The organism is Psychrobacter sp. M13 (assembly GCF_030718935.1).
Lineage (GTDB): Bacteria > Pseudomonadota > Gammaproteobacteria > Pseudomonadales > Moraxellaceae > Psychrobacter > Psychrobacter immobilis_G.
In genome coordinates, this window is the sequence record NZ_CP132194.1 from 488,648 (window position 1) to 514,458 (window position 25,811).

General features: G+C 42.3%; 18 protein-coding genes, 1 tRNA gene and 1 other RNA gene. 13 read left to right on the plus strand and 7 right to left on the minus strand.

Going from position 1 to position 25,811, the window contains the following annotated elements; all coding sequences use genetic code 11:
• Nucleotides 1–14: 14 nt before the first annotated feature.
• From rnpB to Q9G97_RS02140, 8 genes are all read left to right on the plus strand, one after another.
• An RNA gene (gene rnpB / locus Q9G97_RS02105) (RNase P RNA component class A) lies at nt 15–397 on the plus strand.
• A gap of 137 nt (nt 398–534) precedes the next feature.
• Nucleotides 535–611 (plus strand) — tRNA-Met (locus Q9G97_RS02110).
• A gap of 308 nt (nt 612–919) precedes the next feature.
• On the plus strand, nt 920–2,716 hold the full coding sequence (lepA, locus tag Q9G97_RS02115) for a translation elongation factor 4 (protein ID WP_201571499.1): 1,797 nt from the start codon (nt 920–922) through the stop codon (nt 2,714–2,716).
• A gap of 85 nt (nt 2,717–2,801) precedes the next feature.
• Nucleotides 2,802–3,707: a signal peptidase I gene (lepB, locus tag Q9G97_RS02120; protein ID WP_305899543.1), complete on the plus strand. Its 906-nt coding sequence runs from the start codon at nt 2,802–2,804 to the stop codon at nt 3,705–3,707.
• A 76-nt stretch (nt 3,708–3,783) separates the two neighbouring features.
• Entirely contained in the window at nt 3,784–4,179 is a 396-nt protein-coding gene (locus Q9G97_RS02125; protein WP_201571501.1) for a DUF4845 domain-containing protein, read from the plus strand.
• A gap of 75 nt (nt 4,180–4,254) precedes the next feature.
• A complete protein-coding gene (gene rnc, locus Q9G97_RS02130) occupies nt 4,255–5,016 on the plus strand; it encodes a ribonuclease III (protein ID WP_305899544.1) in 762 nt (253 codons plus the stop codon).
• A 120-nt stretch (nt 5,017–5,136) separates the two neighbouring features.
• Complete coding sequence (era, locus tag Q9G97_RS02135) at nt 5,137–6,333, plus strand: GTPase Era (protein WP_227680335.1); 1,197 nt, start codon at nt 5,137–5,139, stop codon at nt 6,331–6,333.
• Nucleotides 6,334–6,438: 105 nt separating this feature from the next.
• On the plus strand, nt 6,439–7,287 hold the full coding sequence (locus Q9G97_RS02140; RefSeq protein WP_305899545.1) for a DNA repair protein RecO: 849 nt from the start codon (nt 6,439–6,441) through the stop codon (nt 7,285–7,287).
• A gap of 75 nt (nt 7,288–7,362) precedes the next feature.
• Here Q9G97_RS02140 and Q9G97_RS02145 read toward each other — a convergent pair whose 3' ends face one another.
• Nucleotides 7,363–8,022 (minus strand): GspH/FimT family pseudopilin, encoded by a 660-nt coding sequence (locus tag Q9G97_RS02145; protein ID WP_305899546.1) that lies wholly within the window; start codon nt 8,020–8,022, stop codon nt 7,363–7,365.
• 508 nt (nt 8,023–8,530) lie between these two features.
• Between Q9G97_RS02145 and Q9G97_RS02150 the strand changes: the two genes are divergently transcribed.
• The 3 genes from Q9G97_RS02150 to mscL all read left to right on the plus strand — a co-directional run bounded on the left by Q9G97_RS02150 (nt 8,531) and on the right by mscL (nt 12,477).
• Nucleotides 8,531–9,709, plus strand: a complete 1,179-nt coding sequence (locus Q9G97_RS02150) for an OmpA family protein (protein WP_305899547.1) — start codon at nt 8,531–8,533, stop codon at nt 9,707–9,709.
• A 243-nt stretch (nt 9,710–9,952) separates the two neighbouring features.
• On the plus strand, nt 9,953–11,800 hold the full coding sequence (gene typA / locus Q9G97_RS02155; RefSeq protein WP_305899548.1) for a translational GTPase TypA: 1,848 nt from the start codon (nt 9,953–9,955) through the stop codon (nt 11,798–11,800).
• Nucleotides 11,801–12,039: 239 nt separating this feature from the next.
• Nucleotides 12,040–12,477, plus strand: a complete 438-nt coding sequence (mscL, locus tag Q9G97_RS02160) for a large conductance mechanosensitive channel protein MscL (RefSeq protein ID WP_201571518.1) — start codon at nt 12,040–12,042, stop codon at nt 12,475–12,477.
• A gap of 97 nt (nt 12,478–12,574) precedes the next feature.
• Here mscL and Q9G97_RS02165 read toward each other — a convergent pair whose 3' ends face one another.
• From Q9G97_RS02165 to cysM, 6 genes are all read right to left on the minus strand, one after another.
• Complete coding sequence (locus tag Q9G97_RS02165; protein WP_305899549.1) at nt 12,575–13,015, minus strand: hypothetical protein; 441 nt, start codon at nt 13,013–13,015, stop codon at nt 12,575–12,577.
• Nucleotides 13,016–13,197: 182 nt separating this feature from the next.
• Nucleotides 13,198–14,184, minus strand: coding sequence for a bifunctional DNA-formamidopyrimidine glycosylase/DNA-(apurinic or apyrimidinic site) lyase (gene mutM / locus Q9G97_RS02170; RefSeq protein WP_305899550.1), 987 nt, complete (start codon nt 14,182–14,184; stop codon nt 13,198–13,200).
• Nucleotides 14,185–14,270: 86 nt separating this feature from the next.
• Nucleotides 14,271–16,814 (minus strand): bifunctional (p)ppGpp synthetase/guanosine-3',5'-bis(diphosphate) 3'-pyrophosphohydrolase, encoded by a 2,544-nt coding sequence (locus Q9G97_RS02175; RefSeq protein WP_305899551.1) that lies wholly within the window; start codon nt 16,812–16,814, stop codon nt 14,271–14,273.
• 454 nt (nt 16,815–17,268) lie between these two features.
• Nucleotides 17,269–18,813, minus strand: a complete 1,545-nt coding sequence (gene rlmD / locus Q9G97_RS02180; RefSeq protein ID WP_201571540.1) for a 23S rRNA (uracil(1939)-C(5))-methyltransferase RlmD — start codon at nt 18,811–18,813, stop codon at nt 17,269–17,271.
• Nucleotides 18,814–18,966: 153 nt separating this feature from the next.
• Nucleotides 18,967–19,791, minus strand: a complete 825-nt coding sequence (locus Q9G97_RS02185) for a 3'-5' exonuclease (RefSeq protein WP_305899552.1) — start codon at nt 19,789–19,791, stop codon at nt 18,967–18,969.
• 57 nt (nt 19,792–19,848) lie between these two features.
• Nucleotides 19,849–20,799, minus strand: coding sequence for a cysteine synthase CysM (gene cysM, locus Q9G97_RS02190; RefSeq protein WP_305899553.1), 951 nt, complete (start codon nt 20,797–20,799; stop codon nt 19,849–19,851).
• A gap of 291 nt (nt 20,800–21,090) precedes the next feature.
• Here cysM and Q9G97_RS02195 point away from each other — a divergent pair, with 291 nt between their 5' ends.
• Both Q9G97_RS02195 and Q9G97_RS02200 read left to right on the plus strand, forming a co-directional pair.
• Nucleotides 21,091–24,780 carry an ATP-binding protein gene (locus Q9G97_RS02195; RefSeq protein WP_371747900.1) on the plus strand — a complete coding sequence of 1,230 codons (3,690 nt, stop codon included), beginning with the start codon at nt 21,091–21,093 and terminating at the stop codon, nt 24,778–24,780.
• A 160-nt stretch (nt 24,781–24,940) separates the two neighbouring features.
• On the plus strand, nt 24,941–25,753 hold the full coding sequence (locus Q9G97_RS02200; RefSeq protein ID WP_305899554.1) for a crotonase/enoyl-CoA hydratase family protein: 813 nt from the start codon (nt 24,941–24,943) through the stop codon (nt 25,751–25,753).
• Nucleotides 25,754–25,811 lie beyond the last annotated feature (58 nt).

Sequence of the window (25,811 nt, forward strand, 5' to 3'; positions counted from 1 at the left end):
CTATACTAGCGCGCTTGGTAGACTAGGCAATCGCCGCTGCACACTGGCAACAGATGCGCAGGGGAGGAAAGTCCGGGCTACATAGGGCAGCGTGCCAGCTAACGGCTGGGCAGGGTAACTTGACGACCAGTGCAGCAGAGAGTAGACCGCCTTTGGCTTAAGTGAGAATCGCAAGATTTTCATGTCATCGGTAAGGGTGAAAGGGTGCGGTAAGAGCGCACCGCGTGGATGGCAACATCTCACGGCATGGTAAACTCCACGCGTAGCAAGACCAAATAGGCATCGGCATGGCGCGGCCCGCGTTCGATGCGGGTAGGTTGCTTGAGCGTACGAGCGATTGTACGCCTAGAGGAATGATTGTCCACGACAGAACCCGGCTTATCGGTCTGCCAAATCTTTTTTAGTGCTCGTTTTTTATTACGAGTAGTAGCTAGTAGTTGCAGTTAATTTGAAAAATATGCATATCTTTTGCAAAAAATGCCTTTTAGGGGTTGACGGCAGTCAACAGCTTGGGCATAATATGCAGCCTAAAATGGCGATGTAGCTCAGCTGGTTAGAGCGCATGACTCATAATCGTGAGGTCAAGAGTTCAAGTCTCTTCATCGCCACCATTTATTGCTCGTTTACTGGTAAAACAGTAATTAAAATACCAATCCACTGTGATTGGTTTTTTTTTGCCTAAAATTTTTGGTTGGATGATTTGGTCATGGTGTTAATTACTATAACTAGCTCTTGCAAGCTCTAAAATACTTACTGACAAAATCGCCATACTTTATAGCCAAAAACTGCTAGAATACCAGCACATGCCTGCGCGTATCGGTAAGCTTTATTTGCGCTTATTCTGATGATTTGCTGACAGGCATTGTTAATTATTGTTTTTTGATATCTCTATCCCATTCCTTTATTTAGTAGGCGCTTTGTGACTGCATTAGCCAATATTCGTAACTTTTCTATTATTGCCCATATTGATCATGGCAAATCGACCCTTGCCGATCGCTTTATTCAGATGTGCGGCGCGCTACAAGACCGTGAAATGCAAGCGCAAGTGCTTGACTCGATGGATATTGAGCGTGAGCGCGGCATTACCATCAAAGCGCAATCGGTGACGCTCTATTATGATCATCCTAACGGTGAGCGTTACCAGCTTAACTTTATTGATACCCCAGGTCACGTTGACTTTTCTTATGAAGTCTCGCGCTCACTAGCGGCTTGTGAAGGCGCGCTATTGGTCGTTGACGCGGCACAGGGTGTTGAAGCTCAATCTGTGGCCAATTGCTATACCGCGGTCGATCAAGGGCTTGAGGTGATGGCGGTGCTGAACAAGATTGACTTGCCACAAGTTGAGCCTGAGCGCGTGATTCAAGAGATTGAAGATATCATCGGTATCGATGCGGTGGATGCGCCACGCGTTTCTGCCAAGTCAGGTCTAGGTGTCGACAAGTTGCTTGAGGCTTTGGTTGAGTTTATCCCAGCGCCAACAGGCGATCGTGATGCGCCATTGCAAGCTTTGATTATTGACTCTTGGTTTGATAACTATTTAGGCGTAGTCTCTTTAGTTCGGGTACGTCAAGGTACTGTAAAATCAGGCGATAAAATCTACATCAAATCGACCCAAGATGCTCATTTAGCAGGCTCTATAGGTGTCTTTACACCGAAGCCATTAGATACTGGTATTTTAGAAGCAGGTGAAGTAGGTTTTATTATCGCGGGTATCAAAGACATTGCAGGCGCACCTGTAGGTGATACGATTACCCATGCCAAAACGCCTGATGTCGATCGTATTCCAGGCTTTAAGCAAGTGACGCCGCAAGTCTATGCAGGGATGTTCCCTGTCGAGTCTACTGACTTTGAAAAGTTTCGTGAAGCGCTACAAAAGCTGCAAATTAACGATGCGTCCTTGTTCTTCGAACCAGACACCTCAGATGCGCTAGGCTTTGGTTTTCGCTGTGGCTTTTTGGGTATGCTGCACATGGAGATTATCCAAGAGCGCTTAGAGCGTGAGTACGACTTGGATCTAATCACCACTGCACCATCAGTTATTTATGAGATTGTCAAAAAAGATGGCAGCATCATTCATGTCGATAATCCATCACATTTGCCTGAATCGAATAATATCGAAGAGTTCCGTGAGCCGATCGCTCGTTGTCAGATCCTAGTACCGCAAGAGTATTTAGGTAATGTGATGACCTTGTGCATGGAGCGTCGTGGTGTCCAAGTCGATATGCGCTTTATGGGCCGTCAAGTGCAGCTGGTATTTGATATTCCAATGGGTGAAGTGGTCATGGACTTCTTTGATCGATTGAAGTCAGTGTCGCGCGGATTTGCCTCTTTAGATTATAATTTTGAACGTTATCAAGTTGATAAACTGGTCAAAGTCGATGTGCTCATCAATGGCGATAAAGTTGATGCTTTAGCAATGATCGTGCATGAAACTCAGTCTCGTTACCGTGGTAATGCGCTGGTTGGTAAGATGAAAGAGCTGATCCCACGGCAGATGTTTGATGTGGCAATCCAAGCGGCTATTGGTGGTCAAATTATTGGTCGCAGTACGGTCAAAGCCATGCGTAAAGATGTACTTGCCAAATGCTATGGCGGCGATGTGTCGCGTAAGAAAAAGCTACTGTCCAAGCAAAAAGCCGGTAAAAAACGTATGAAGCAAGTCGGCAACGTAGAGATTCCACAAGAAGCTTTCTTAGCAGTGCTACAAGTAGACTAAGCTGCAAGTAGACTAGGTATTTACTTTTTATCGCGACTTTAATTGATAACGGTTACAGAGCTAGCTCGCTAATAGGCCATTCAGTATGGATTTTGATTTTAATTTGGTTTTAGTACCTTTAACTTTAGTTTTTGGTGCCCTTTGGCTATTAGACAAGTTTGTGTTTAAGCAGCGCCAAACTCAAGGCCGTGGCAAAGAGAGCTGGCCTGTACGCTGGGCTTATGACTTTTTCCCCGTATTGGCAGTGGTATTAATTGTACGCTCGTTTTTGCTTGAGCCGTTTAACATACCGTCATCCTCTATGGTACCAACGTTGTATACAGGCGATTTTATTGCCGTTAATAAATACGCTTATGGGGTGCGTCTGCCATTGACTTATAATAAAGTCATAGATACAGGCTCGCCTGAACATGGCGATGTGATGGTGTTTCGTTTTCCAGAAAACCCTAAAATATACTATATTAAGCGGGTTATTGGTCTGCCAGGCGACAGCGTCAGCTATAACAACGGTCAGTTATCTATCAACGATGTACCGATCGCTACTAAGCCTGAAGACTTTACAGCTGATGCTGAGCTTACTGCGCGTCTCTATTTAGAAGGTCAGCAAGTAGGGCCTAATACCTATCTTAATAAAGAGCAGGCACTAGCTAGAAGTCAAGAAGAAGAGTTTTATGCGCAATACTTTCAGGAAACTCAAGGTGAGCATGAGCATTTAGTACGGTATTTGCCAGGTGCTAATAGTTCGCAAGCGGGGCCGTTTTTACAGCAGCAAGCACCAGAAGTAATCACTTCCAAAGGGACTCAATGGCGTATAACGGTTCCTGAAGGAAAATATTTCGTGATGGGCGATAACCGAGACAGCAGCGCTGATGGCAGGTTTTGGGGGTTTGTACCTGATGAAAATCTCGCTGGTAAAGCGGTTTATATCTGGATGCACAAGCCACCAGGTATAACCTTACCTACTTTTGCGCGTAACGGTAGCATTGACTAAAACTTACTTTGCTAGCAGAGTATAAGCAATAAAGAAGTATAAGCTCTTAACTATTTAGCAGTCATTTGGAGGCGTTATGTCGCAGCGATTAGCGAGTTTATCTTCACAGCGCGGTGCTAGTGTTACTAGCGTCATTTTGATATTGATTGTAGTCGTTATCGCTGCAAAACTTATGATCGCTATTGTTCCTGCTCAAATTAGTGATTATCAAATGACGCAAATGTTAGGTGAGCAGCTAAAAGAAGCCAATAATAATAGAGAGACGCCTGCACAGTTCATGGCGCGAGTTGATCGGCAGCTCGCTATTAATGCCAGCTATGATACCAAGGCTGAAGAGACTTTTACGTTTACTAATGAAAAATTAGGACAATTGGCTATCCGCAAGGACTATGATACAACCAATAATTTTTTTGCTAATGTAGACATTATTAATCATTTTGAAGGTGATATTGACTCTAAGTCTGTAGAGTAGTTGGCACAGAGTAGGGACAAGCATCAAAGCTTCTTTTTCACTATAATTCATTTAATAGGATAGTAATAGCCGCGCATGAAATCAGACCTACAACAGCATCATCCTGTAAACCATCACCCTATTAATGCTGACTTCATAAAGCGTTTGGCAATATTAACGCGTCAATTAGGTTATGAGTTCAAGGATCTAAGCTTGCCCAAACTGGCGCTAACGCATCGCTCATTCGATAGCAAAAAGAACTACGAGCGCTTAGAGTTTTTGGGGGATGCGTTATTGGGTATGATCGTGGGCGAGGCTCTGTATTATCGATACCCCACTCAAAATGAAGGTCGATTAACGCGGATGCGTGCCACTTTGGTACGTCAAGAAACTCTAGTCATCATTGCGCAAAAGTTAGATTTATCCAATCACCTAATTTTGGGTATTGGCGAGCGTAAAGGCGGCGGACGCAATCGTGCCTCAATCCTAGCGGATGCTGTAGAGTCATTACTCGGTGCCATCTATTTAGATAGCCAAGATTTGACCATTACTCGAAATTGCGTTTTGTCTTGGTACGGCGACTTAATTAACAATGTAAGTGAGCAAAAAGTTCTCAAAGACGCCAAAAGCCGTTTGCAGGAATGGCTACAGTCAAAACAGTTCGACTTACCTCATTATGAACTAGTGGAAATCCAAGGCAATGCACCTTACCAGATCTTTGTGGTGCGCTGTCAAGTCAACATTATAGGCTGTCCTGATATTACTGAATCAGGTGAAAGCCGTCGAATCGCTGAACAAAAAGCTGCTGAGCTGATGATTAATCAATTACATAAACTACCAAATTCTACCAAAAGATAGCGGTGATGGATAAGCTTAGGTTTACCTATACACCCTAAGATAAGTAAAAATAAATATTAATAACCAGTAGTTTAATAAATTATTATTAAACCGCTGGTTATAAGCCTATGAGATGAACCTATGAGTAATAATACTGATCTACCATCAACTGAGAGCGCTGTTATTACTAACGCTGTCGTTGACGACAATAGCACAAGTCGACTTAAAGAAGCTGGCTTGAAGAGCACAACGACCGATACTGATGTAGCGGACGTTAATGGTAGCGAAGCTGCTGCTGCCAACGTCATAGATACTAATGGCACTGATAATACCGCAAACGATAGTGCTATTGAAGAGTTTTTTGCCACAACTAATACGGCTCAAAGCGCTGATAAGCGTCAAGATAACACTATTAATAGTGATAGCTTTAAGACAGGATATGTCGCGATTGTTGGTCGCCCTAATGTGGGTAAGTCAACACTGATGAATCATATGCTAGGTCAAAAGCTCTCTATCACCTCACGCAAACCGCAAACCACCCGCCATCGTATTCATGGCATTCTATCAAACCATGAGATGCAGGCGGTGTTTGTTGATACGCCAGGTATTCACCGTAACGAAGTACGAGCTATTAATGAGCGCATGAATAAGGCGGCAACCTCAGCCTTAGTCGATGTTGATCTAGTGCTATTTGTGGTGGATTCAGATCAGTGGCGTGATGATGATTTATTGGTATTACAAAAGCTTGGTGACACTAATCTTACCGTTGTATTGGTTATTAATAAAGCAGATACCTTAAAAGACAAAGGCACATTACTACCTTTGATTGAGACCTTTAGTGATAGCTTTGACTTTGCTGATATCGTCCCTGTTTCTGCTCTTAGAAATCAAAACCTTGATCGTTTGCAGGAAGTCATTGCCTCGCATTTACCTATTGCCGATCCTATCTATGACACCGAACAAATCACTGATCGCTCAGAGCGCTTCTTAGCCAGCGAGATTATTCGTGAAAAGATTATGCGTAGCGCAGGGGACGAAGTGCCTTATGATTTGACCGTACAAATCGACGGCTTTAAAGATGAGCCTGCGCATACTGATCCAAAAACAGGGCGTCCGCGTAAAGCTTGTACCTTTATCGATGCCACTATCTATGTCGAGCGTAATGGACAAAAAGCCATTATTATTGGTGACAAAGGTCAGCGTATCAAGCAAGTAGGCATTGATGCACGCAAAGATATAGAACAGCTGCTTGATAAAAAAATTATGCTAACGCTATGGGTCAAAGTCAAACGAGGCTGGTCTGATGACGAGCGTGCGCTGACTAGCTTAGGGTATTGAGCAGATTTTGAGAAGTTAATATTAAGCTGACGCACTGAGTAGTATAACTTGTTGATAGCTAAGTTTTGCTGAGATAAATAATAGAATAAATAAGGGGGTCAAGCCATGCGTAATGAAGCGTTAAATGGTTACTTATTGCATCAGCGCCCTTATCAAGAAAAGCGTGCCTTATATTATTTATTTTCAGAGCACTTAGGTATTGTGCATGGCATAGGTAAAAAAGGTGCGCCGTTGTTTGAGCCGCTGCAACTATTTGCAACGGGTAAGCGCGACCTAAAAACCTTTAGCCAAATCACTATTAGCCCTATCGAGGTCAGTCAGCTAGATAAGGGTCTAAGCAGCGATATTTCAAACAACAGTGTTTCAAAAAAAACTCAAGCGGCCAGTAGCACGCCTCAAGTATTGACTCCTCAGCCGCAGCGCTATCAGCAGATTACGGGTCAACAGCAATATGCGGCTCTCTACTTGAATGAGATATTATTAAAACTCCTGCCCGTAGAAGACCCAGCCCCTGCGTTGTGGCATCACTATCAGCATAGTCTGTTAACCCTTAAACAGTCGCTAAGTGCTGATGAACTACGTCTATGCTTACGTCAATTTGAACAGAATTTGTTTCAAGAGCTGGGTTTTGCTTTGAATTTAACTCAAGATAGTATGCTAGATAATATCGAGGCTGATAACGATTATAGGTTTTTACCAGACATCGGCTTAATGCCTATTATTCAGTACCCTAATATCCAACATAATGATATCCAAAATACGGATCAAGTAGAAAACACTAATTTGCAAGCCATATTTAAAGGTAGTGAAATCCTTGCGATGGAGCATTCTGGTATTACTATAGAGACGCTTAATTCTTGGTCAAGACTATATAAACACCTTATCGATCATCTTGTAGACTATCAACCTCTGCAAAGTCGATTATTGTGGCAGCAGCAACAGCGTTATCAATAAGTTTTTTTAAGCTTAGAACAAGTGCATTGCTTTAATTATACTAACGTTAGTAGATATCTGTATTTTAATCATGCTTTAATCGCAGTCAGTAGGGTGGCTGCTATTTGGTTTGTACCTAATAATACCAATATTATTAAAAGAGACTTGATATTTATTAGTGTTATAGCTTGTGTTTGGGCAGTACTTAATATGACCAAAGTGCCCACGAGGCGTACCTGTATCGCCAAAAAACTTAATGTGATGACGTCCAGCAGAAGCACGTAAATGCAGTGTGGCATACTTAGGATCTAGTCGTTGCACAGTCAGCAATAAATCAACCCCTGCATCGAAACTTTTATTATCGTTGTTGTCTGCAAACAACAACAAGGCTGAGTTGCTATTCTTATTGCAGGTACTATTATCATCAGAGAGGCAGACTATCAAATTTTGACGATGAATCAAGCTCTCGGCTTTAGCGATAGATAAGGTGTTTGAAATATCATAGCGAATGCGTTTGGCTTCTGTGGCTGCCAGCTGAGTCAGCACATAGGGTGTAGCGACAGTAATAATAATAGCTATGATAGCTATCGTTATAATCAACTCTATTAAAGTAAAAGCTTTTTGTTGTTTTAACTTAAGCGAACAGCTAACGCCAGGATGATTTGTAATCAAGATATCGATACCAACGCCAGTATTAGTAAATTTATGATAGCGATATGCCGAAGTAGCAGCAGGGGGTTGAGTTAACTGATTCATCGTTGTCTCCCACTTGTAAGCCTATCTGATATATCATTTACTATTGATCGATCCCTAAAACTGTAATTATCAATACTTGTAACTATCAATACATACTCTAAATAAAAATATATTTGATAATATGAATATATACCTAATATAGTTCAAATGTCAAAAAATGTTTCATTTAGTGAGTAAAAGTTTTTATAATAGAGAAAAAAAACTACATGTATTAAAATGCAGTAAGTAATCAAAAACATAGTAAAATTTTTGTTACGAATGAGATGGTACATATTCGGAAAAATCTTTATTTGTGTTTGTTATCAGTAATATACAGCTGCTATTGTGTTTTTCTTACAACACAATAGTGTAATAATGTGTAGCTCCTTGACGAAAAAAGTTGTAAAGTGTATTGATTGTCGCTAAGCTACTCCGTAATTAGTTTTGTTATGTAGTAATGTGCTTAAAAAGCCTTTTTAAAGATTGGCTTAGCTTGCATATTAATTAAATTATCCTTTGGGGGAAGTCCATGAAATTGAATAAAATTGCTTTAGCACTGTTCGCTGTAACAGCTGCTCCACTAGCGGCTAACGCTGGTGTTACTATCAGTCCAGTATTGTTAGGCTATCATTACAGCGAAGGCGCTGAAGATGAGCAAAGTGATCAACTCGGTTATTACAAAGAAGATGGTTTGTATACTGGTGCGGCACTAGGTATCGAGCTTACTCCTTCTACTCAGTTTCAAGTAGAGTACGGTGTAGCAAACAATGATGCTACTCGTAGAGACGGTGTAGAGGGTTTTGATGGTGAACAAGAAATGATCTCTGGTAACTTCTTGATCGGTACTGAGCAGTTCACTGGTTATACAGATAGCTCATTCAAGCCATACGTATTAGTTGGTGCTGGTCGCTCAAAACTTGAGTTTGAAGACAATTCTGGTAATCAAGTATCAGAAAGTACTGATACTATTGGTAACCTAGGTCTAGGTGCTATGTATCGTATCAATGACGCTTTAAGCCTACGTGGTGAAGCTCGTGCGATTCATAACTTTGATGAAAACTGGTGGGAAGGCATGGCTCTAGCTGGTCTAGAAGTCGTACTTGGCGGTCATTTAGCACCTACAGTAGCAGTTCCACCACAATTAGAACCTACTTTAGTACCAGTAGTACCAGTAGTAGAGACTCCAGTAGTCGTTGTTACTCCTGATGTTGATTCTGATGGTGATGGCGTATTTGATAGCGTTGATCAGTGCCCAGGCACACCAATGAACTTGGTAGTTGATGCTCGTGGTTGCCCAGTAGACGTAGTCGTTAGCGATGAGCTAAAAATGGAATTACGTGTATTCTTTGATAACGATAAATCAAACATCAAAGCACAGTACCAGTCAGAAATCGCTAAAGTTGCTGAAAAAATGCGTGAGTATCCAAACTCTGGCGCACGTGTAGAAGGTCATGCTTCTAAAACTGGCCCATCAGCACGTTATAACCAACGTCTGTCTGAAGCTCGCGCTGTAGCGGTCAAGTCTATGTTGACTAATGAGTTCGGTATTGCACCAAACCGTGTATCAACTGTTGGCTATGGTTATGATCAACCAATCGCTTCAAATGACACTGAAGAAGGTCGTGCTATGAACCGTCGTGTATATGCCATCATCACTGGTGACAAATCTATGACTGTTGAACAAACTAAAGATATGGTAATTAACTAAGATTATTCTTATTGAAAGCTACTATTAATAGTTAAGTGTTAGAAGAAAAAGTCACCTGTAGGGTGGCTTTTTTGTTGCCTGTATTTATTATTCATACATTGAGATGACTTATAAATACTTATAAAAACAAGTTAAATTATAAATTTGACAATGAATAATGTTATACTAGCCGCCCAAACACTTTGTGCATTGACATAGTGTCTACTGATATCACATTTTATTAAGACAAAACGAGCATTTCATATGGCGAACGACATCAAACATTTGCGTAATATTGCAATTATTGCCCACGTTGATCACGGTAAAACTACTTTGGTTGATAAACTATTACATCAGTCAGGTACTTTTGGTGACCGAGCCAATATTGCCGAACGCGCGATGGATTCTGGTGACATTGAGCAAGAACGTGGTATTACCATCTTGGCTAAAAATACAGCTATCAAATGGACAGATAAGTCTGATGACACTGAGTATCGTATCAATATTGTAGATACTCCAGGTCACGCCGATTTTGGTGGTGAAGTTGAGCGCGTTATGTCTATGGTTGATTGCGTACTTTTAGTCGTTGACGCTGTTGATGGCCCTATGCCTCAAACTAGATTCGTCACTCAAAAAGCTTTTGAGCAGGGCTTGAAACCTATCTTAGTTATTAACAAAATCGATCGTCCTGGTGCACGTCCTGACTGGGTAATGGATCAAATTTTTGATTTGTTCGATAATTTGGGCGCTACAGATGAGCAGTTAGATTTTCCAATTGTTTATGCTTCAGCATTGAATGGTATTGCTGGTTTAGAAGCAGATGATCTTGCTGACGACATGACTCCTTTGTTTAAGACTATTGTTGATGTGGTTCAACCACCACAAGTTGATGCAGACGCACCGTTCCGTATGCAGATATCTAGCCTTGATTACAATAGCTTCGTTGGTGTTATCGGTATCGGCCGTGTTCAACGCGGTAGAATCAAGACTAATACGCCAGTAACGATCATCGATAAACAAGGTGAGACTCGTAATGGTCGTATTTTAAAAATCATGGGCTATCATGGTCTTGATCGTATCGAAGTAGAAGATGCTCAAGCGGGTGATATTATTTGTATTACTGGTATCGATGCGTTGAATATCTCAGATACTATTTGTGATCCAAGCAATGTTGAAGCGCTAAAGCCGTTAACCGTTGATGAACCTACTGTATCAATGAACTTTCAGGTGAACAACTCACCATTTGCAGGCCGCGAAGGTAAATTTGTGACCTCACGTAATATTCGTGAGCGTTTAGAGCGTGAGTTGATTCATAACGTAGCATTGCGTGTGCAAGATACAGAATCTCCTGATAAGTTTAAGGTATCAGGTCGTGGTGAGCTACATTTGTCAGTATTGATTGAAAATATGCGCCGTGAAGGTTTTGAAATGGGCGTATCGGGTCCAGAAGTTATCGTAAAAGAAGTTGATGGCAAGCTACAAGAGCCTTACGAAAATGTAGTCTTCGATATTGAAGATCAGCATCAAGGTAGTATTATGGAGCAGGTCGGTCTTCGCAAAGGCGAGATGACCAATATGGAGCTCGATGGTAAAGGTCGTATGCGTATTGAAGCAACCGTTCCTGCTCGTGGTCTGATTGGCTTTCGCTCTGAGTTTTTGACACTGACTTCAGGTTCGGGCATCATGACGTCAAGCTTCTCACATTATGGACCACAGAAAATTGGTGATGTAGGTGGTCGTACTAATGGTGTATTAGTATCAATGGCTAAAGGGGTTTGCTTAGGTTTTGCTCTATTTAACCTACAAAAACGCGGTAAGCTCTTTGCTGAGCCTCAGCTTGAAGTATATGAGGGTATGATTGTGGGGCAAAATTCACGCAGTGATGATATGGCTGTGAACCCAACAACTGCTAAGCAATTAACTAACGTCCGTGCTAGTGGTACTGATGAAGCATTGACTCTAACGCCTGCTATTAAGTTTACGCTTGAGCAAGCGCTTGAATATATTCAAGATGATGAGTTAGTTGAAGTCACGCCAAAAGCGATTCGTTTGCGTAAGCGTTACTTGACTGAGAGTGAGCGCAAGCGTCATGGTCGCAAAAAAGGCGCTTAATCGCTACATTTGATTGAGTTCTAACCACAAAAAAGGCTAACGTTATGTTAGCCTTTTTTATGTCTGTTGATATTTTCACGCTTGATTGCTTATAGTGTTGGGAATTTAGAGCACTGCGTTTAGATAGGGATATAAATTAATTTGCCTTATATCCTTTTAAAATCGCGTGCTGTCAGTTTTATAATGGCACAGCTACCAAAATTTCATATAATGAGTGTTTACAATAACGAGTATATGAAATGAGCATGATAGATGAGTTTAAAGAGTTTGCTTTAAAAGGCAACGTGATGGACTTGGCAGTGGGTGTCATTATCGGTGGCGCTTTTGCTACGATTACCACGTCATTAGTAGAAGACATCATTATGCCAATTGTGGCGATGATATTCGGTGGTGAGCTGAACTTCACTAATATGTTTGTTGTATTAGGAGACATACCAGAGGGCATGGTAAGAAACTATGCCAGCTTAAAGGCTGCTGGTATCCCAGTACTGGCTTACGGTAACTTTATCACCGTACTCATTAATTTTATCATCTTAGCGTTTATTATCTTTATGATGGTCAAGTCTGTCAATCGCTTACGCCGACAGCAACCAGCCGTACCCGATGCCATAGCTGAAGAAATCGTCTTGCTGCGTGAAATTAGTGACAAGCTTGGTAAAAATCAGCTAACTAAATAAAACATTTTCATTATGAACCAAGTATGAAAAAAGCTGATTTAATAAATCAGCTTTTTGCTTTAAAACGCTTATCATCAGCAATTATTACTGGCAATAGCTATTGTGGATTTACTACCACATAGTCATTAGTATTGATAAAAATCTCTGAGGGCTGATCGACCACGATACGTACTACGTTATCGTTGACTACTTGCGACTTATAATAGTTATCCTCAGCAACGGTGCACCCTAAGCAGCGTGACATGGCATCCCAAGGCTCTACGAATAGCTTTTGTTGTGCCTGATCTGCGTTACCTCCTATTAATGAAAAAGGCAAGCTGACTACATATGCTGCAGTGCCAGCAATAGCCGTCACCAGTTGCAACGGCTTGCCAACAACTGTGTCCGCTACCATAGTGCCATAAGAGGGACCAAAGTCGCTCTCATCAATTTCTATGGCAGCGCTAGCAGGCTGTATTATAGCCATGACGCAACTGACACTAATAATAGTGGTGAGAAGGTTACGCTTAATAGAGCGCAGGCTAACGTTAGTAGTCATGACAATATTCCAAGGCTTATTAAAAAAAGTAGCAAAAAACGGGTTTAGAATCTGTTGAACAGATTTTAATAGTATCTTCTATTAAAGCAAGATGAGCGCTGATAAGCAATATAAATAACATCACTACGATGACGTTACTAGTACTTAACCGGTATTTAAATAGTATTCTGCTATTAGGAAGTTTATAACGGCTGACATAGTGGGCAGTAAACGCTAGCTCTACCGTTAATTTTAAGGTTCTCAAGCTCAGATTTACAGCTTGGACAACACTCGCCCTGCTTACCATAGACATTTAAGGTTTGTTGAAAATAGCCTGTCTGACCGCTAGCAACGGTAAAGTCACGCAAGGTTGAGCCGCCAAGCTCAATGGCTTTGCTTAGAATTGTCTTAACATGATCAATTAATATAACGATTTGCTTATAATTTAATTGATGAGCTGGCGTCGCTGGATGGATACCTGCCAAATAAAGACTCTCAGTGGCATAAATATTACCGACACCAACCACCACCTGCTGCTCCATAATGACTGACTTGATCGCTCGGGCAATAGGACGTTTGGCTATCTTTTTATCTTGCATTTTATTGGTAGAGGTATCGGAAATAGCTTCACTCTTTAAGGGCTGAATATTATCGGCTGTACGTTGTATCAAGTGATACAAATAATCAGCATCAAACTTATTTGATAAAGGCTCAGGCCCTAGATGATCCAGTAATTTAGCACTATAGTCGGCATGCCATAGCACGGCGCCAAAACGTCTTGGATCATGGTAGTGTAGTTGAGTCTGTTTGCCTGTGATATCGTTAAAAGTGATAATAAGATGGTCATGTTTGCGCTTATCGGTATCGATAGGATATTGTTGCAGGCTCCCTGACATTCCCAAATGCATTATCAACTGACGCTGTAATGATACAGTATTTTGCTCAATTGGCTCGTTTTCTTTAATGGCACCGTCTTTTTTACCAGTAAGCTGTGTAGTAGGTAAAAAAGTTAGGATTAAATACTTAGCACGGCGCTTAACGCTATGTAAAGCATAACCAACCAGTTCTGACAAATCGTCAGGCATTCGCCAGCGCAGTTTTGGCTGGAATACTTGTACTTTATTGACTTGCTGTCCTAATATAGGCGCAAGACTGGCTTTAGTGGTTTCAACTTCGGGTAGCTCAGGCATAATCTTAAAGCTTTATAATAGTAAAATTTAATATTGTACAGATAGAAGTAAACGGTTGATATAATAATGTCTAGCTTATGAGCTTATTAAACCACAGCACGGCGCGCATGCAGAATGCCAGGTTGCTGCTCAAGCTTCGCCAATAACTTAGATAAATGCGCCAATCCTGAAACTTCAATATGAAACTTTAAAAAGGCAATATTATCATCAGTACTCGAGGTTTGTACTTGGCGAATATTGACGTTTTCTTTATCGATTACTTGGGTCAAATCCCGCAATAGACCGCGCCGATCATAAGCTTCTACATGGATATCGACAGGCTGATAGCGACCAGACTTTGACTTCCAAGCGGCACTAATCTCGCGCTCTGGGTCACGCTCAATTAAGCGTACATATTCAGCACAGCCGCGATTATGAATGCTCACACCACGCGATAGAGTAATATAGCCTGATATCGGCTCACCATGCACAGGGTGACAACAGCCTGCCAAATTAATCTCTATATTATCCAGCCCGTCGATACAGATTTTATAAGCGTCAAGCTTGCCAGTAGCCTTGGGATCAACACTCGGCGTATAGTCATCAATCTCCTTTTCAGGCTCTAAATGCAGCTGTCGAGAGATATGATTGGTGAGTTGATTAATCCCAATCTCACCTGTGACCAGACCGACGACAATATCTTCAGTGCTATTGACATTAAAAAACTGCAAGTAGTCATTTAGATCGATACTGTTAGGGTGTACAGACAAGCGCTCCAACTCACGGCCAAGCATCTGTCGTCCAATCTCGATATTTTTATCGCGATCTTGTTTATTAAACCATTGGCGTAGCTTTGAGCGGGCTCTATTGGTATGAATATAGCCTAGGGATGCCACCAGCCAGTCCCGATTAGGCTCGCGTGAAGATTTGGTGATGATCTCTACTTGTTCGCCCGTTTTGAGCTGGTAGGTCAGTGGCACGTAGCGCTGGTTCACCCGTGCCGCTTGCGCGCTATTGCCCACCTGTGTATGCACGTAATAGGCAAAATCAAGTACTGTTGCACCCTTTGGCAGCTCAGTAATATCGCCATCACGACTGAAGATATAAATTCGCTCAAGCTCATCAAAGTCAACGGTTTGTTCTTCTTCATCAAGCTCTAATATATCGCTGTTATCAAGGTCATTACCACTGGCTAAAGCAGTACGAGTTTGATTATTAATAGATAGCAGTTGACGCAATGAGCTGATGCGTTGATTGAGATAGTTATCTTTTTTATTTTTCAAGCCCTCTTTATAGTTGACATGAGCACACATACCGAGCTCAGCCTCAAAGTGCATTGTATGAGTACGTATTTGCACCTCAAGCGACTTTTTTTCAGCGATAACAGCGGTATGTAGTGAGCGGTAACCATTGGCTTTAGGGTTAGTAATATAATCATCGAACTGCTCAGGAATATAACGCCATAGACCATGTACTAACCCTAATGCGTGATAGCACTCTGAAGGATCGTCCACTAATACGCGTAGCGCCCTAATATCGTAAAGCTGATCAAAAGATAGACCTTTTAGCTTCATCTTGCGATAGATAGAATAAATATGTTTAACACGTCCAGAGACTTCAGCGACAATGTCAGCAGCCGCCAAAGCTGTACTCAGCTGATGCTCGACGCGCTGAATATAGTCCTCACGCTCGCTACGCTTTTCTGATAGTAATTTGGCTATTTCCTTATAGCGATCAGGAGCCAAGTGGCGAAAGGCTAAATCCTCTAGTTCCCATTTGAGTTGTGCAATACCCAAGCGATGAGCAAGGGGCGCATAAATCGTCATCACTTCACGGGCTACGCGCTGCTGGCGCTCTTCATTAGAAAACGACAGCTCACGCATGGCAAAGGTACGATCAGCCATCTTGATCAATACCACACGGACATCGTTAGTGACAGATATAAGCATGCTATAAATATTTGATAACTGATCACGTTGATTATTGGCAAAGTGATCCTCTAAGCGCTTATTGCTCTCTATAATAGCGGACAACTTACCCATAGCCAAAGCGTCTTTGACCAAGTTGCTTATATCAGTGCCAAAGTTTTTTTGGATATCGGCTAAGCTAATGAGCGACTCACGAGCGCTACGATAGATCATAGCGGCGACTAGCGCATCTTCGTCTTGATACAGATATGTCAAAATGTCAGTCATACCGATACCTGTGACATAAGCACCAGAGCGCTCAGATTCACTAGTGTTCATACGATTGCGAATAAATTCACAAGCGATTGTCAAGTTAGGAACCGACTCTTGTCCAATGCGTCTAGCCACATTATCCAGCCACATCGGCACATCAATATTGGCATGATCTAAGTCAATATCTTCGAAAATATCTGTAGGCGAGGCTAGGTTATCTAGATTATTATTGACATATTTCTCGTTAAGTTTAGGGTTATGACTATGATAAGCATGACGCTCTGAGCGATCAAAAGTGGTATGCAACTTATGAGTGGTCAGTTGCTTTTTGATATCTAGTGGGATTTGGGCATAACTATTGGCGGACTTGTGAGAACGTTGACTGGCAACCAGCTGCGCTGCTAGTGAGGCGCTATCAGTCTCAGTGGTTTGCCCATCCATTAATGGCAATCCCTCACGGATCTTTACCATAGTTGACTCCTATTAAATATTTATAGCTATATAAACCCAACAACTCGCAAAGCGTTTATCAATATTGTATTTACCAAAACTATTAGTATCAAGATATACAGTTTAATTTAATAATTCTTATCTCTAACATTATGTCATCTCATAATCTCAGTACAAGCAAGGATCTGTAATAATTGGCGTTATAATAGTAACTTTAAAAATATTAATAAACATTAATCGTTTTTAATAGATCTTTATTATAATCTTTAACAGTATTTCGAAATCGTCCAACAGTCCTGATAATTCTTAATGTTAAAACAGCTACACTTTATTACTGTTGTGAGTTTTACAGACAATAGGAATCTATTACCTGTAAAATTCACTTTAATTAGCAAGTAGCTGGCTTTTTATGCTCATGATTAAATTGAAGGTATGACTTAGAACACGGATTATCTATTTTCTGCTATTTTTGAGCTTATACTTTTTCAAAGCGAGCTATAGACTCCACATGGCCTGTATGACAGAACATATCCATAACCCCTGCATGCGTTAAGCGATAGCCTTGCTCAAGTAGAGCTTTAGTATCGCGGGCTAGGGTTGCTGGATTACAAGAGACATAAACAATGCGCTGGGCATTAAATTTTGGTAGATACTGCATAATATCCCAAGCACCAGAGCGCGGCGGATCAATTAATAGCGCATCAAAGCCTTGATTAGCCCATGGCTTATCTGTGCAATCTTGCGTTAAATCTTGGCTATAAAATTCAGTATTGTGAATGCCATTACGGCGGGCATTGTCAGCCGCTCTCAGCGTCATCGCTTCGCTACCTTCAACCCCAATAACTTTTCCTGTTGCGCCAACCAACCGTGCTAATGGCAAACTAAAGTTACCTAGTCCACTGAATAAATCTAGAACTCGCTCACCTGGCTTTAGGTCTAATAAGTCACAAGCCAACTTGGTCATTTGTCGATTTACCGATAAATTGACTTGGGTGAAGTCAGTTGGGATAAATTCAAAGGTTAAGTCGTACTCTGGCAGCTGATAATATAGACGACCAAATTGTTGGCTCATATCGTCATTAGGCTGTAGAGCAATGCGCTCAATACTATCGACACCTTTTGATTGTAGATACAACTGCCAATGACGCGCGGCAAAAAAGACTTTGAGTTTATCTAAGTCAGCATCAGATAAAGGTTCTAAGTTACGCACAATCAATGCCACAGGCTGATCGCCATCGGGCAACTCTGGGATATATTCACCCATCGCCAGCTCAAGTTGAGCGATTTTATCACGAGCATCGAGCGTGCTAATTAATGCTTTTAGGTTTTCAATCTCAAAACCTATGCGCGGATCTAAAATATGACACTCGTTAAGCGCTGCCAAAAAGTTACTTGAACGCTCACGAAAGCCAACTAACGCTGTCTGCTTCTTGGCGACATAACGGACACCCAGTCGAGCCTTAGTGCGATAGCCGAGACGATCACCGACTACAGGAGTAAGCCAAGTCTCAGGTGCGATATTGGCTTGATGTAACAACATTTCAGCGAGCACTGACTGCTTAAAGCTGATTTGCGCCTCTGGTTGCCAATGCTGTAAGTTACAGCCGCCACAAATGCCAAAGTGTGGGCAAGGCGGTGTGGTGCGTTCGGGGTTGGGGTCGGCCATGATTTTTATCGCATCGCCTTCTTCAAAGCTGGCACGGCTATTGGTAATTTTTACTTCGACGCTCTCACCTGGTAGTGCAAAGCTAACGAATACTTTTTTACCGTGTTTGTCCTCAGCATGACCATCATCAATACCAAAGCCGTCACCATAATTTGCCACCCCTCGACCATCATGAGATAGCTTGTCAATTTTGAAGGGTAGTGGCTCAGCATCCTTGAGGCGACGGCGTACTTTAGATGAAGGTTTTGACTTTTTCTTACTAGGTGCTACGGTAATTTGGCTACTATTGGTTTGCGCAATAGCATCAGTCGTTGCGTTAATAGTCACGTTAGAGTCTGAGTCGGTGGGTTGCATAAACCTGCCTATAAAATGAATAATATAAAGGAATTAGAATGAGTGCAATTTTAACATATAAAGCTAGTAACGTATGAGTTGCTATCAACTAAAAAATGGCAACCATAGTAAGTATAGTTGCCATTGAAATGTCGGCTATAGTTTTATCTGCACTTACAGCGCTGGTTTTGATGACCAATCCGCTAAAAAGTCTTGATGACGGACATTACCATCGGCTTGGGTAAAGCTCTTTAGATAATCTATACTTTGCTGTTGCCAATGATCAAACGAAGGTGAGGATAACTTACCAGTCAGACGCAGCCAGCGCAGATAGATCAGCCAAGTATTCATCACATCAGATTCACAATATATCGATAGCGTTTGCCAATCATCATCGGCAACCAAGGCACCGACCATACTACCATCGACATCCGTTTTGCCAGGTAAGCCATAGAGGCTAGCGACGACATCCATCGCCTCACGGCGACTGGCACCGTATTGGCTAAACCTATCCATTAGATCAAGATGACGAGTCTGAAAACGATTGACATAATTATCAAAACGCATGTTTTTTATACGCTCGCCTTCTTCGAATAGCCATGGCGCGGCTAAATCATACTGCATAGCCCGATAGATCAACACGGGAATATCAAAACCTGAACCGTTCCAGCTGACCAATTGTGGTAGTTTTTCGACATCGCTAAAGGCACGGAAAAATTTAGCTAGAATTTCTTTCTCACTAAATTTATCAGCGGTCAAAGAAAACAGTGAAAACTGACCATCTTTGATGTAGAGCGCTGATATACAGACGATACGCTGTAGCGGCAAACGCATGAAGTCATGGCCTGCCTCTTGCGTACGAATAGCAGTCAAAGCGCTCAACGTATCGGCATCATTGAGCTTGGCCAATTGCGGATAAATACGCCGCGCGCCATCGATATCGGCAATGGTTTCTATATCAAAAACTAAAACAGGACTAGTAGGTAGTGCATGGGGCATAAGTAGCTCTCATTATGATGACTGAAACACTTTTAACTTTTCAACAGACTCTATTGTCTAGCTGACATTGTCGTCATCGATATTATAAAGCCCTGTCGATAGATAACGATCACCACGATCACAGACAATAAAGGCAATAACCGCGTCAGGGTTAGCTTTAGCAATCTCAATAGCTGCCCAAGTCGCTGCGCCTGAGGAGACTCCTGCAAAGATACCTTCAGACTTTGCCAGTTTACGCATATAGACCTCTGCAATAGTTTGATCAATATCCATGGTCTCATCAACTAAATCTGCCTCAAAAATGCCAGGCATATAAGCGGCAGGCCAGCGACGAATGCCCGCGATAGAAGCCTCTTCATCGGGTTGTAGACCAATAATCTGCACCGCTGGGTTTTGCTCTTTAAGATATCGCGAGACCCCAGTGATCGTACCTGTGGTGCCCATAGAGCTGATGAAGTGAGTGATTTTACCGTCCGTTTGTTGCCACAGCTCAGGACCTGTGGTGAGATAATGCGCTTGGCTGTTATCAGGGTTATTGAACTGATCGAGCACGATACCTTTGCCGTCCGCCTGCATCTGTAGTGCCATATCGCGCGCCACTTCCATGCCTTCATCAACTTCAATCAAAGTGGCGCCGTAAGCTAGCATGGCATCTTTACGCTCTTGAGTGGAGTTGGTCGGCATCAGCAGTATTATCGGATAACCACGCATCGCGGCAACCATCGCCAAAGCAATACCCGTATTACCACTAGTCGCTTCAATCAAAGTATCACCAGGGGCGATATCACCGCGCTGCTCGGCCTGATAGATCATATTAAAAGCAGGGCGATCTTTGACTGATCCTGCGGGATTATTGCCTTCAAGCTTAGCTAACAGCTGCGCGCCATTATTGACATTTTCCTGCTCAGGTAAACGATGTAGCTTGACTAAAGGCGTCTGACCAATAACGTCGGCAAGGCTTGTGGTTTGGGTGATAAAGTTAGCGTTTGATATAGCCGTAGACGACATAAGGCATCCTTAATTATTATAGAATAGCGAATATTAAAAGATAAGTAGCAAATACAAGCTCAAGGTTGTAGAGCTTAAGCTAGTAGAGCCTAAAACATAAAGATTTATTATATCATCTTGTTTTTGGCTGCGCCCAGCTCTACAGCAACGATTCGTAACCATAATGAGTGACATGTATTGAGATATATAATACTTATTCGACACCCTCCAGCACCAGCTTACTGGTAAAATAACTCCAGCGTTCATTTTCTAACGCTAATAGCTCCATTGTGAATAAGGATTCAGCTTAGCATGGCATATAAAAAACGTTTTGATACCAGTAGTGCTTATGGTCAACTGATTATATTGGTGTTTGTGCCGATATGTCTGCTGGCAGCAGTAGGCGGTATCTTAGTCTTCTATGAGACTATGCGTGCCAGTAATTCTGAGCAAAAGGCGTTAGCAGAGGCGGTATTGATACGTTATAAGCCTATGGTAACAGAGCTGATACCAACGCTACTTGAGCAAGAAAGCCATCAGTCAATCGATAACACTCAAAACGTTCAAAGTATGATTAATGCTATTGAATCAGCAAAAAGAGCGGCGCTTGAGTCTAGTATTCCTGTTAATCAACAGCCAAGCCTATTAGCACCTGTTAAGCAAAGTAGCTTTTCTAAGTCTCCTATACTCTCAGAGAAAAATTTAGAGGTAATTGACTCGCCATCGCTACAATCAAGTATTACAAGCGCTGCTTCTGGGAGCGATAATGAGGCAGCGACTCAAGGCGCGATGACTACTTTAGTTACCATTCGCGATAAACTTAGCCGAATGCAGTCTGAGCAGCATATTCAGCGTATCGCGATCATTAATGAAAATAATCAGGTGCTAGCAACGGTCGGTTTTGGCGTTGATGAGAGCTGGCCTATCATAGATACTACGCAAGGGTTTTTATCCAAACAGCCGACGCCTATCGGTAGTGCTTATGGCAGTATATTAGGCGAGTTTGACGGTCAGCGACTATGGCTGCTGATCGACATGGATAATGAGCCGCTATATATCGCTCGCTACCGTATCGCTATGGCGCTCGCGATTACTGGCTTGTTTACTATTTTGATTTTGTTGCTCAGCCTTAATATATATGCCAAACGCTGGATTGCCCCTATTTATGAGCTGCGCTTGCAGCTACAGCGTACCCATGTTGATAATTTATACAAGCCTATCCCTGTTGAGTCTAATGGTGAGCTCAATCTATTACAACAAGATCTCGTCAAAACCCTTCGCCGCTTGCACTCAAGCTTTCAAGAGCTTCAAAATCACGCTGAGCAGACCGAAGATGACTTGCGCTTAGCTTTTGATGAAATGGAGATGCAGAACATCTCTATTCGTAATGCACGCGATGCCGCAATCTCAACCAGTCAAGCCAAGTCAGCATTCTTAGCCAATATCAGTCATGAGCTACGTACACCTTTGAACAGTATCGATGGCTTTATTAATTTGCTGGCGCGTCATGGTGAGCTGAGCTCCGAGCAAGACTTATACGTCCAAACCATCCGTAAATCTTCAGCGCATCTATTAGCGCTCGTCAATGATGTGTTAGATTTTTCCAAAATTGAAGCGGGGAAACTGCTCCTTGATCGTCATGAGTTCGATCTATATGACACTATTTATGATGTGGTCGATATGCTCTCACCAGTTTCTGCCGAGAAGGGTTTGCGTACCGCAGTATTATTTTACAACGATGTGCCCATGCGAATTAATGGTGATGCATTACGGCTCAAACAAATTCTGACCAATATCGTCGGTAACGCAATCAAGTTCACAGATAGTGGTGGCGTGGTGGTAAGAGTAAGCTTAGATGACCATCAGGATAATTACCTGATGATAAGCGTACAAGATAGCGGTAAAGGTATCTCGCTTGCCGATCAAAAAATGCTATTTCAAAGCTTTAGTCAGGGCGACCCTTCGATTACTCGGCAGTATGGCGGTACGGGTCTAGGGTTAGTCATCTCCAAGCAGTTAACCCGATTGATGGGCGGTGACATAGGTTTTTATGATAACGCCCAAGAGAATATCGCTAAGCAGGGCGCGACGTTTTGGTTTCGGATGCCAGCTCATATTGAGGTATCGACTGCAATAACAGGGCAGACAATTGCGCCACCTATCTTGCAACCCTTAGCGGGCGCAAAAGATGAGTTCCATGTATTGGTTTGGATCAATCATAATGCCTCTAGACAAGTGCTCAAAGCCAGTTTGCAAAATCTACCTATCAAGCTGACTCAAGCCAATTCATTGCCAGGGGTGCTCGAATCACTAAAAGAGCATGGCAACCATTGGGATTGGGTGATCGTCGATAATGATACCCAAGATGACATGATGGCGCTCCTCAAACAGATTCGCTTGCATTATCAAGGCAAATTGGCCGTATTTGGCTATCAAGTCGCCGCCGATCAAGCTTTGTTGAATCGCTATCACGCCAATATATTGTATGAGCCACTCGATAAACGCCAGCTTTACGCGATGCTAGATACTCAGAAAAAGACAGTATCTGTCAAAGAGCAGCTGCCTATATGGCAGGGTGTCACAGTGCTAGCAGTGGATGACCACCTGCCGAATCTACTTGTATTAGATGCGCTACTAAGTGAGCTGGGTATCACTGTAATCACTGCCAGTAGTGGTTTTGAAGCGATTGAAATCATCACTCAGCAGCAAAGTAAAAGAGAGAAGAGCGCAAAATCCCAGTCTCAATTGCAACCTAAGCCACAAAGCTTATCCAACAAAACGCAAATAGCCAAAGCCGAAACGCGTGCCAAAGTGAATAAAGACAAGCTAAATACGCAAGCAATTGATACAGAAGATAAAGCGCAGATTAAGCTAATATTTATGGATATCCAAATGCCACGTATGTCAGGTCGCGCAGCAGCCGAGCAAATCCGCAAAATAGAGCATGCTGATGACCATGTTCCTATCATCGCTTTGACAGCGCACGGGCTCGCTGATGAACGTGACAAGCTCCTTGCCAGTGGTATTGATGATTACGTAGGCAAGCCTATTAGTCAGCCGCAGTTGCTACAAGTGCTGCAAAAGTGGCTGGGTCGTGCTGATAATACACCTTCGACAATAATAAATGCTACTGATATCGCACCACCTGCTCAAGCACTTGAGCACAGCTTAGCTATAGATAGTGATACTGATAGTGATTCTAGGGGTGATGATGCTTATGCCAATAGGAGTGGGCTCAGTAGAAGGATTGTCGATAAAAAAAGTAGCGATACCAGCATGGCGACCAGTGCCAAAGATACGGTAATACAGGCTAATAAACGAATGGTTCGGCCACTATCATTAAAAAAAATACGTGATGACTATTTAAAAAGCAACTTAAAAGACAGCTCAAAGGACAATCAGTTAAAAGATAGCCAATTAAAGAATAGCCAGTCTAACAATAGTCAGTTGTATGACAATCAAGACCATTCGTTAGACATGCAAATAGTGGAAAATCAGGAACCACTATTACAAAATATTGATTCAATAGATGGGCTAGAAGATGAAGTAATAGCTAATACCTTCGATAGTACAGAAGCAGGACTAGAGAACCAATTAGATATTTTGAATTGGGATGATGCGTTAGTCCGTGCCGCAAATAAGCCTGATCTTGCGGCTAAACTGATTATTATGATGCTTGATACTATCGCTGATGAAAAAGAGGCTTTATCGCAAGCATGGCAGATGCGTGATCGTCAGGAGCTGGCACAAATTGCGCATCGTATTTTAGGTGCTAGTCGTTATACAGGTGTGCCACAGCTACGGCAGACCAGCCAAGACTTAGAGGATAAGTGCTTGCTTAATTTACAACATACGACACCCGCTCAGTTTGCCATGCTAAAACCCTATTATGAAGTGTTACTACAAGCGCTGATAACTCTGCAAACCTTAGATTTATCTTCTTATGAACAGCTGAATTATCACCGATTAAATGAGAATGATATGAATTGGAAAATGATTTAGTATCTATAATTGATAACTGGTACCAAAATCATTTTTGAAAGTTGAATGCAGGGTCAGTTATTGCTAGGACTGATGAGCCGACTGCCTGTTATGATTGACGACAGTTTTTGTAGCACTTTGAAAGTGTTGTTAATTATTTATTATAAAGCTAAGGATTACTATGCACGCAGTCGCCTCTTATGAATATCGGACTCTACAAGTCGCTGTAAGCGCAAACATCTTGACGGTTACCCTAAATCGTCCGCACAAAAAAAACGCCATGAGCTTTGAAGTCGTCAAAGAGCTTATCGCGGTAGCTGGACATATCAGCAAAGATAAAACCTTACGCGCCGTTATCCTCAATGGCGTTGGAGGCACTTTTTGTGCAGGAATAGATTTGGGTGATTTGAATAATCCATCGAACCAAGCTTACGCGTTATGGGAGCTTATAAAACCTTGGCAAAGCTCGTTTCAGCGCGTGTGCCTAGTCTGGCGTGAGCTACCCATTCCTGTCATTGCCGTACTAGAAGGGCATTGTATTGGCGCAGGGATGCAGCTGGCGCTGGCTTGTGATATCCGTATCAGTCATCCTGATTGTCAGCTGTCTATTATGGAGGCTAAGTGGGGACTGGTGCCCGATATGGGGTTGACTCAATCGGCATTGGGCGTCGTACCTGCCGATGTATTAAAAGAATTGGCAATGACGGCACGTATGCTTGATGGGGAGCAAGCTTGTGCGTTAGGATTAGTCAGCCATTGTCATGATACGCCACTGATTCAAGCGCAAGCCTTAGCGCAAGAATTAGTGCAGCGCTCACCTGATGCGGTATTAGCTAGTAAACGTATCGTCAACGCTATGTACCAGCAGTCAGCACTGACGCTCTATAGAGAGAAGGTATGGCAGATGAAGCTGATGCTAGGGCGCAATCGCAAGCTGGCGCTTAAAAAAGCCAAAATCGCTACAACTGAATTTGCGAAGCGTCAATTTCGCTAAGTGTAAGTTTTATGATAATTTCTTAAAATAGAGTCTTAAAATAGGTTCTCAAAATAAG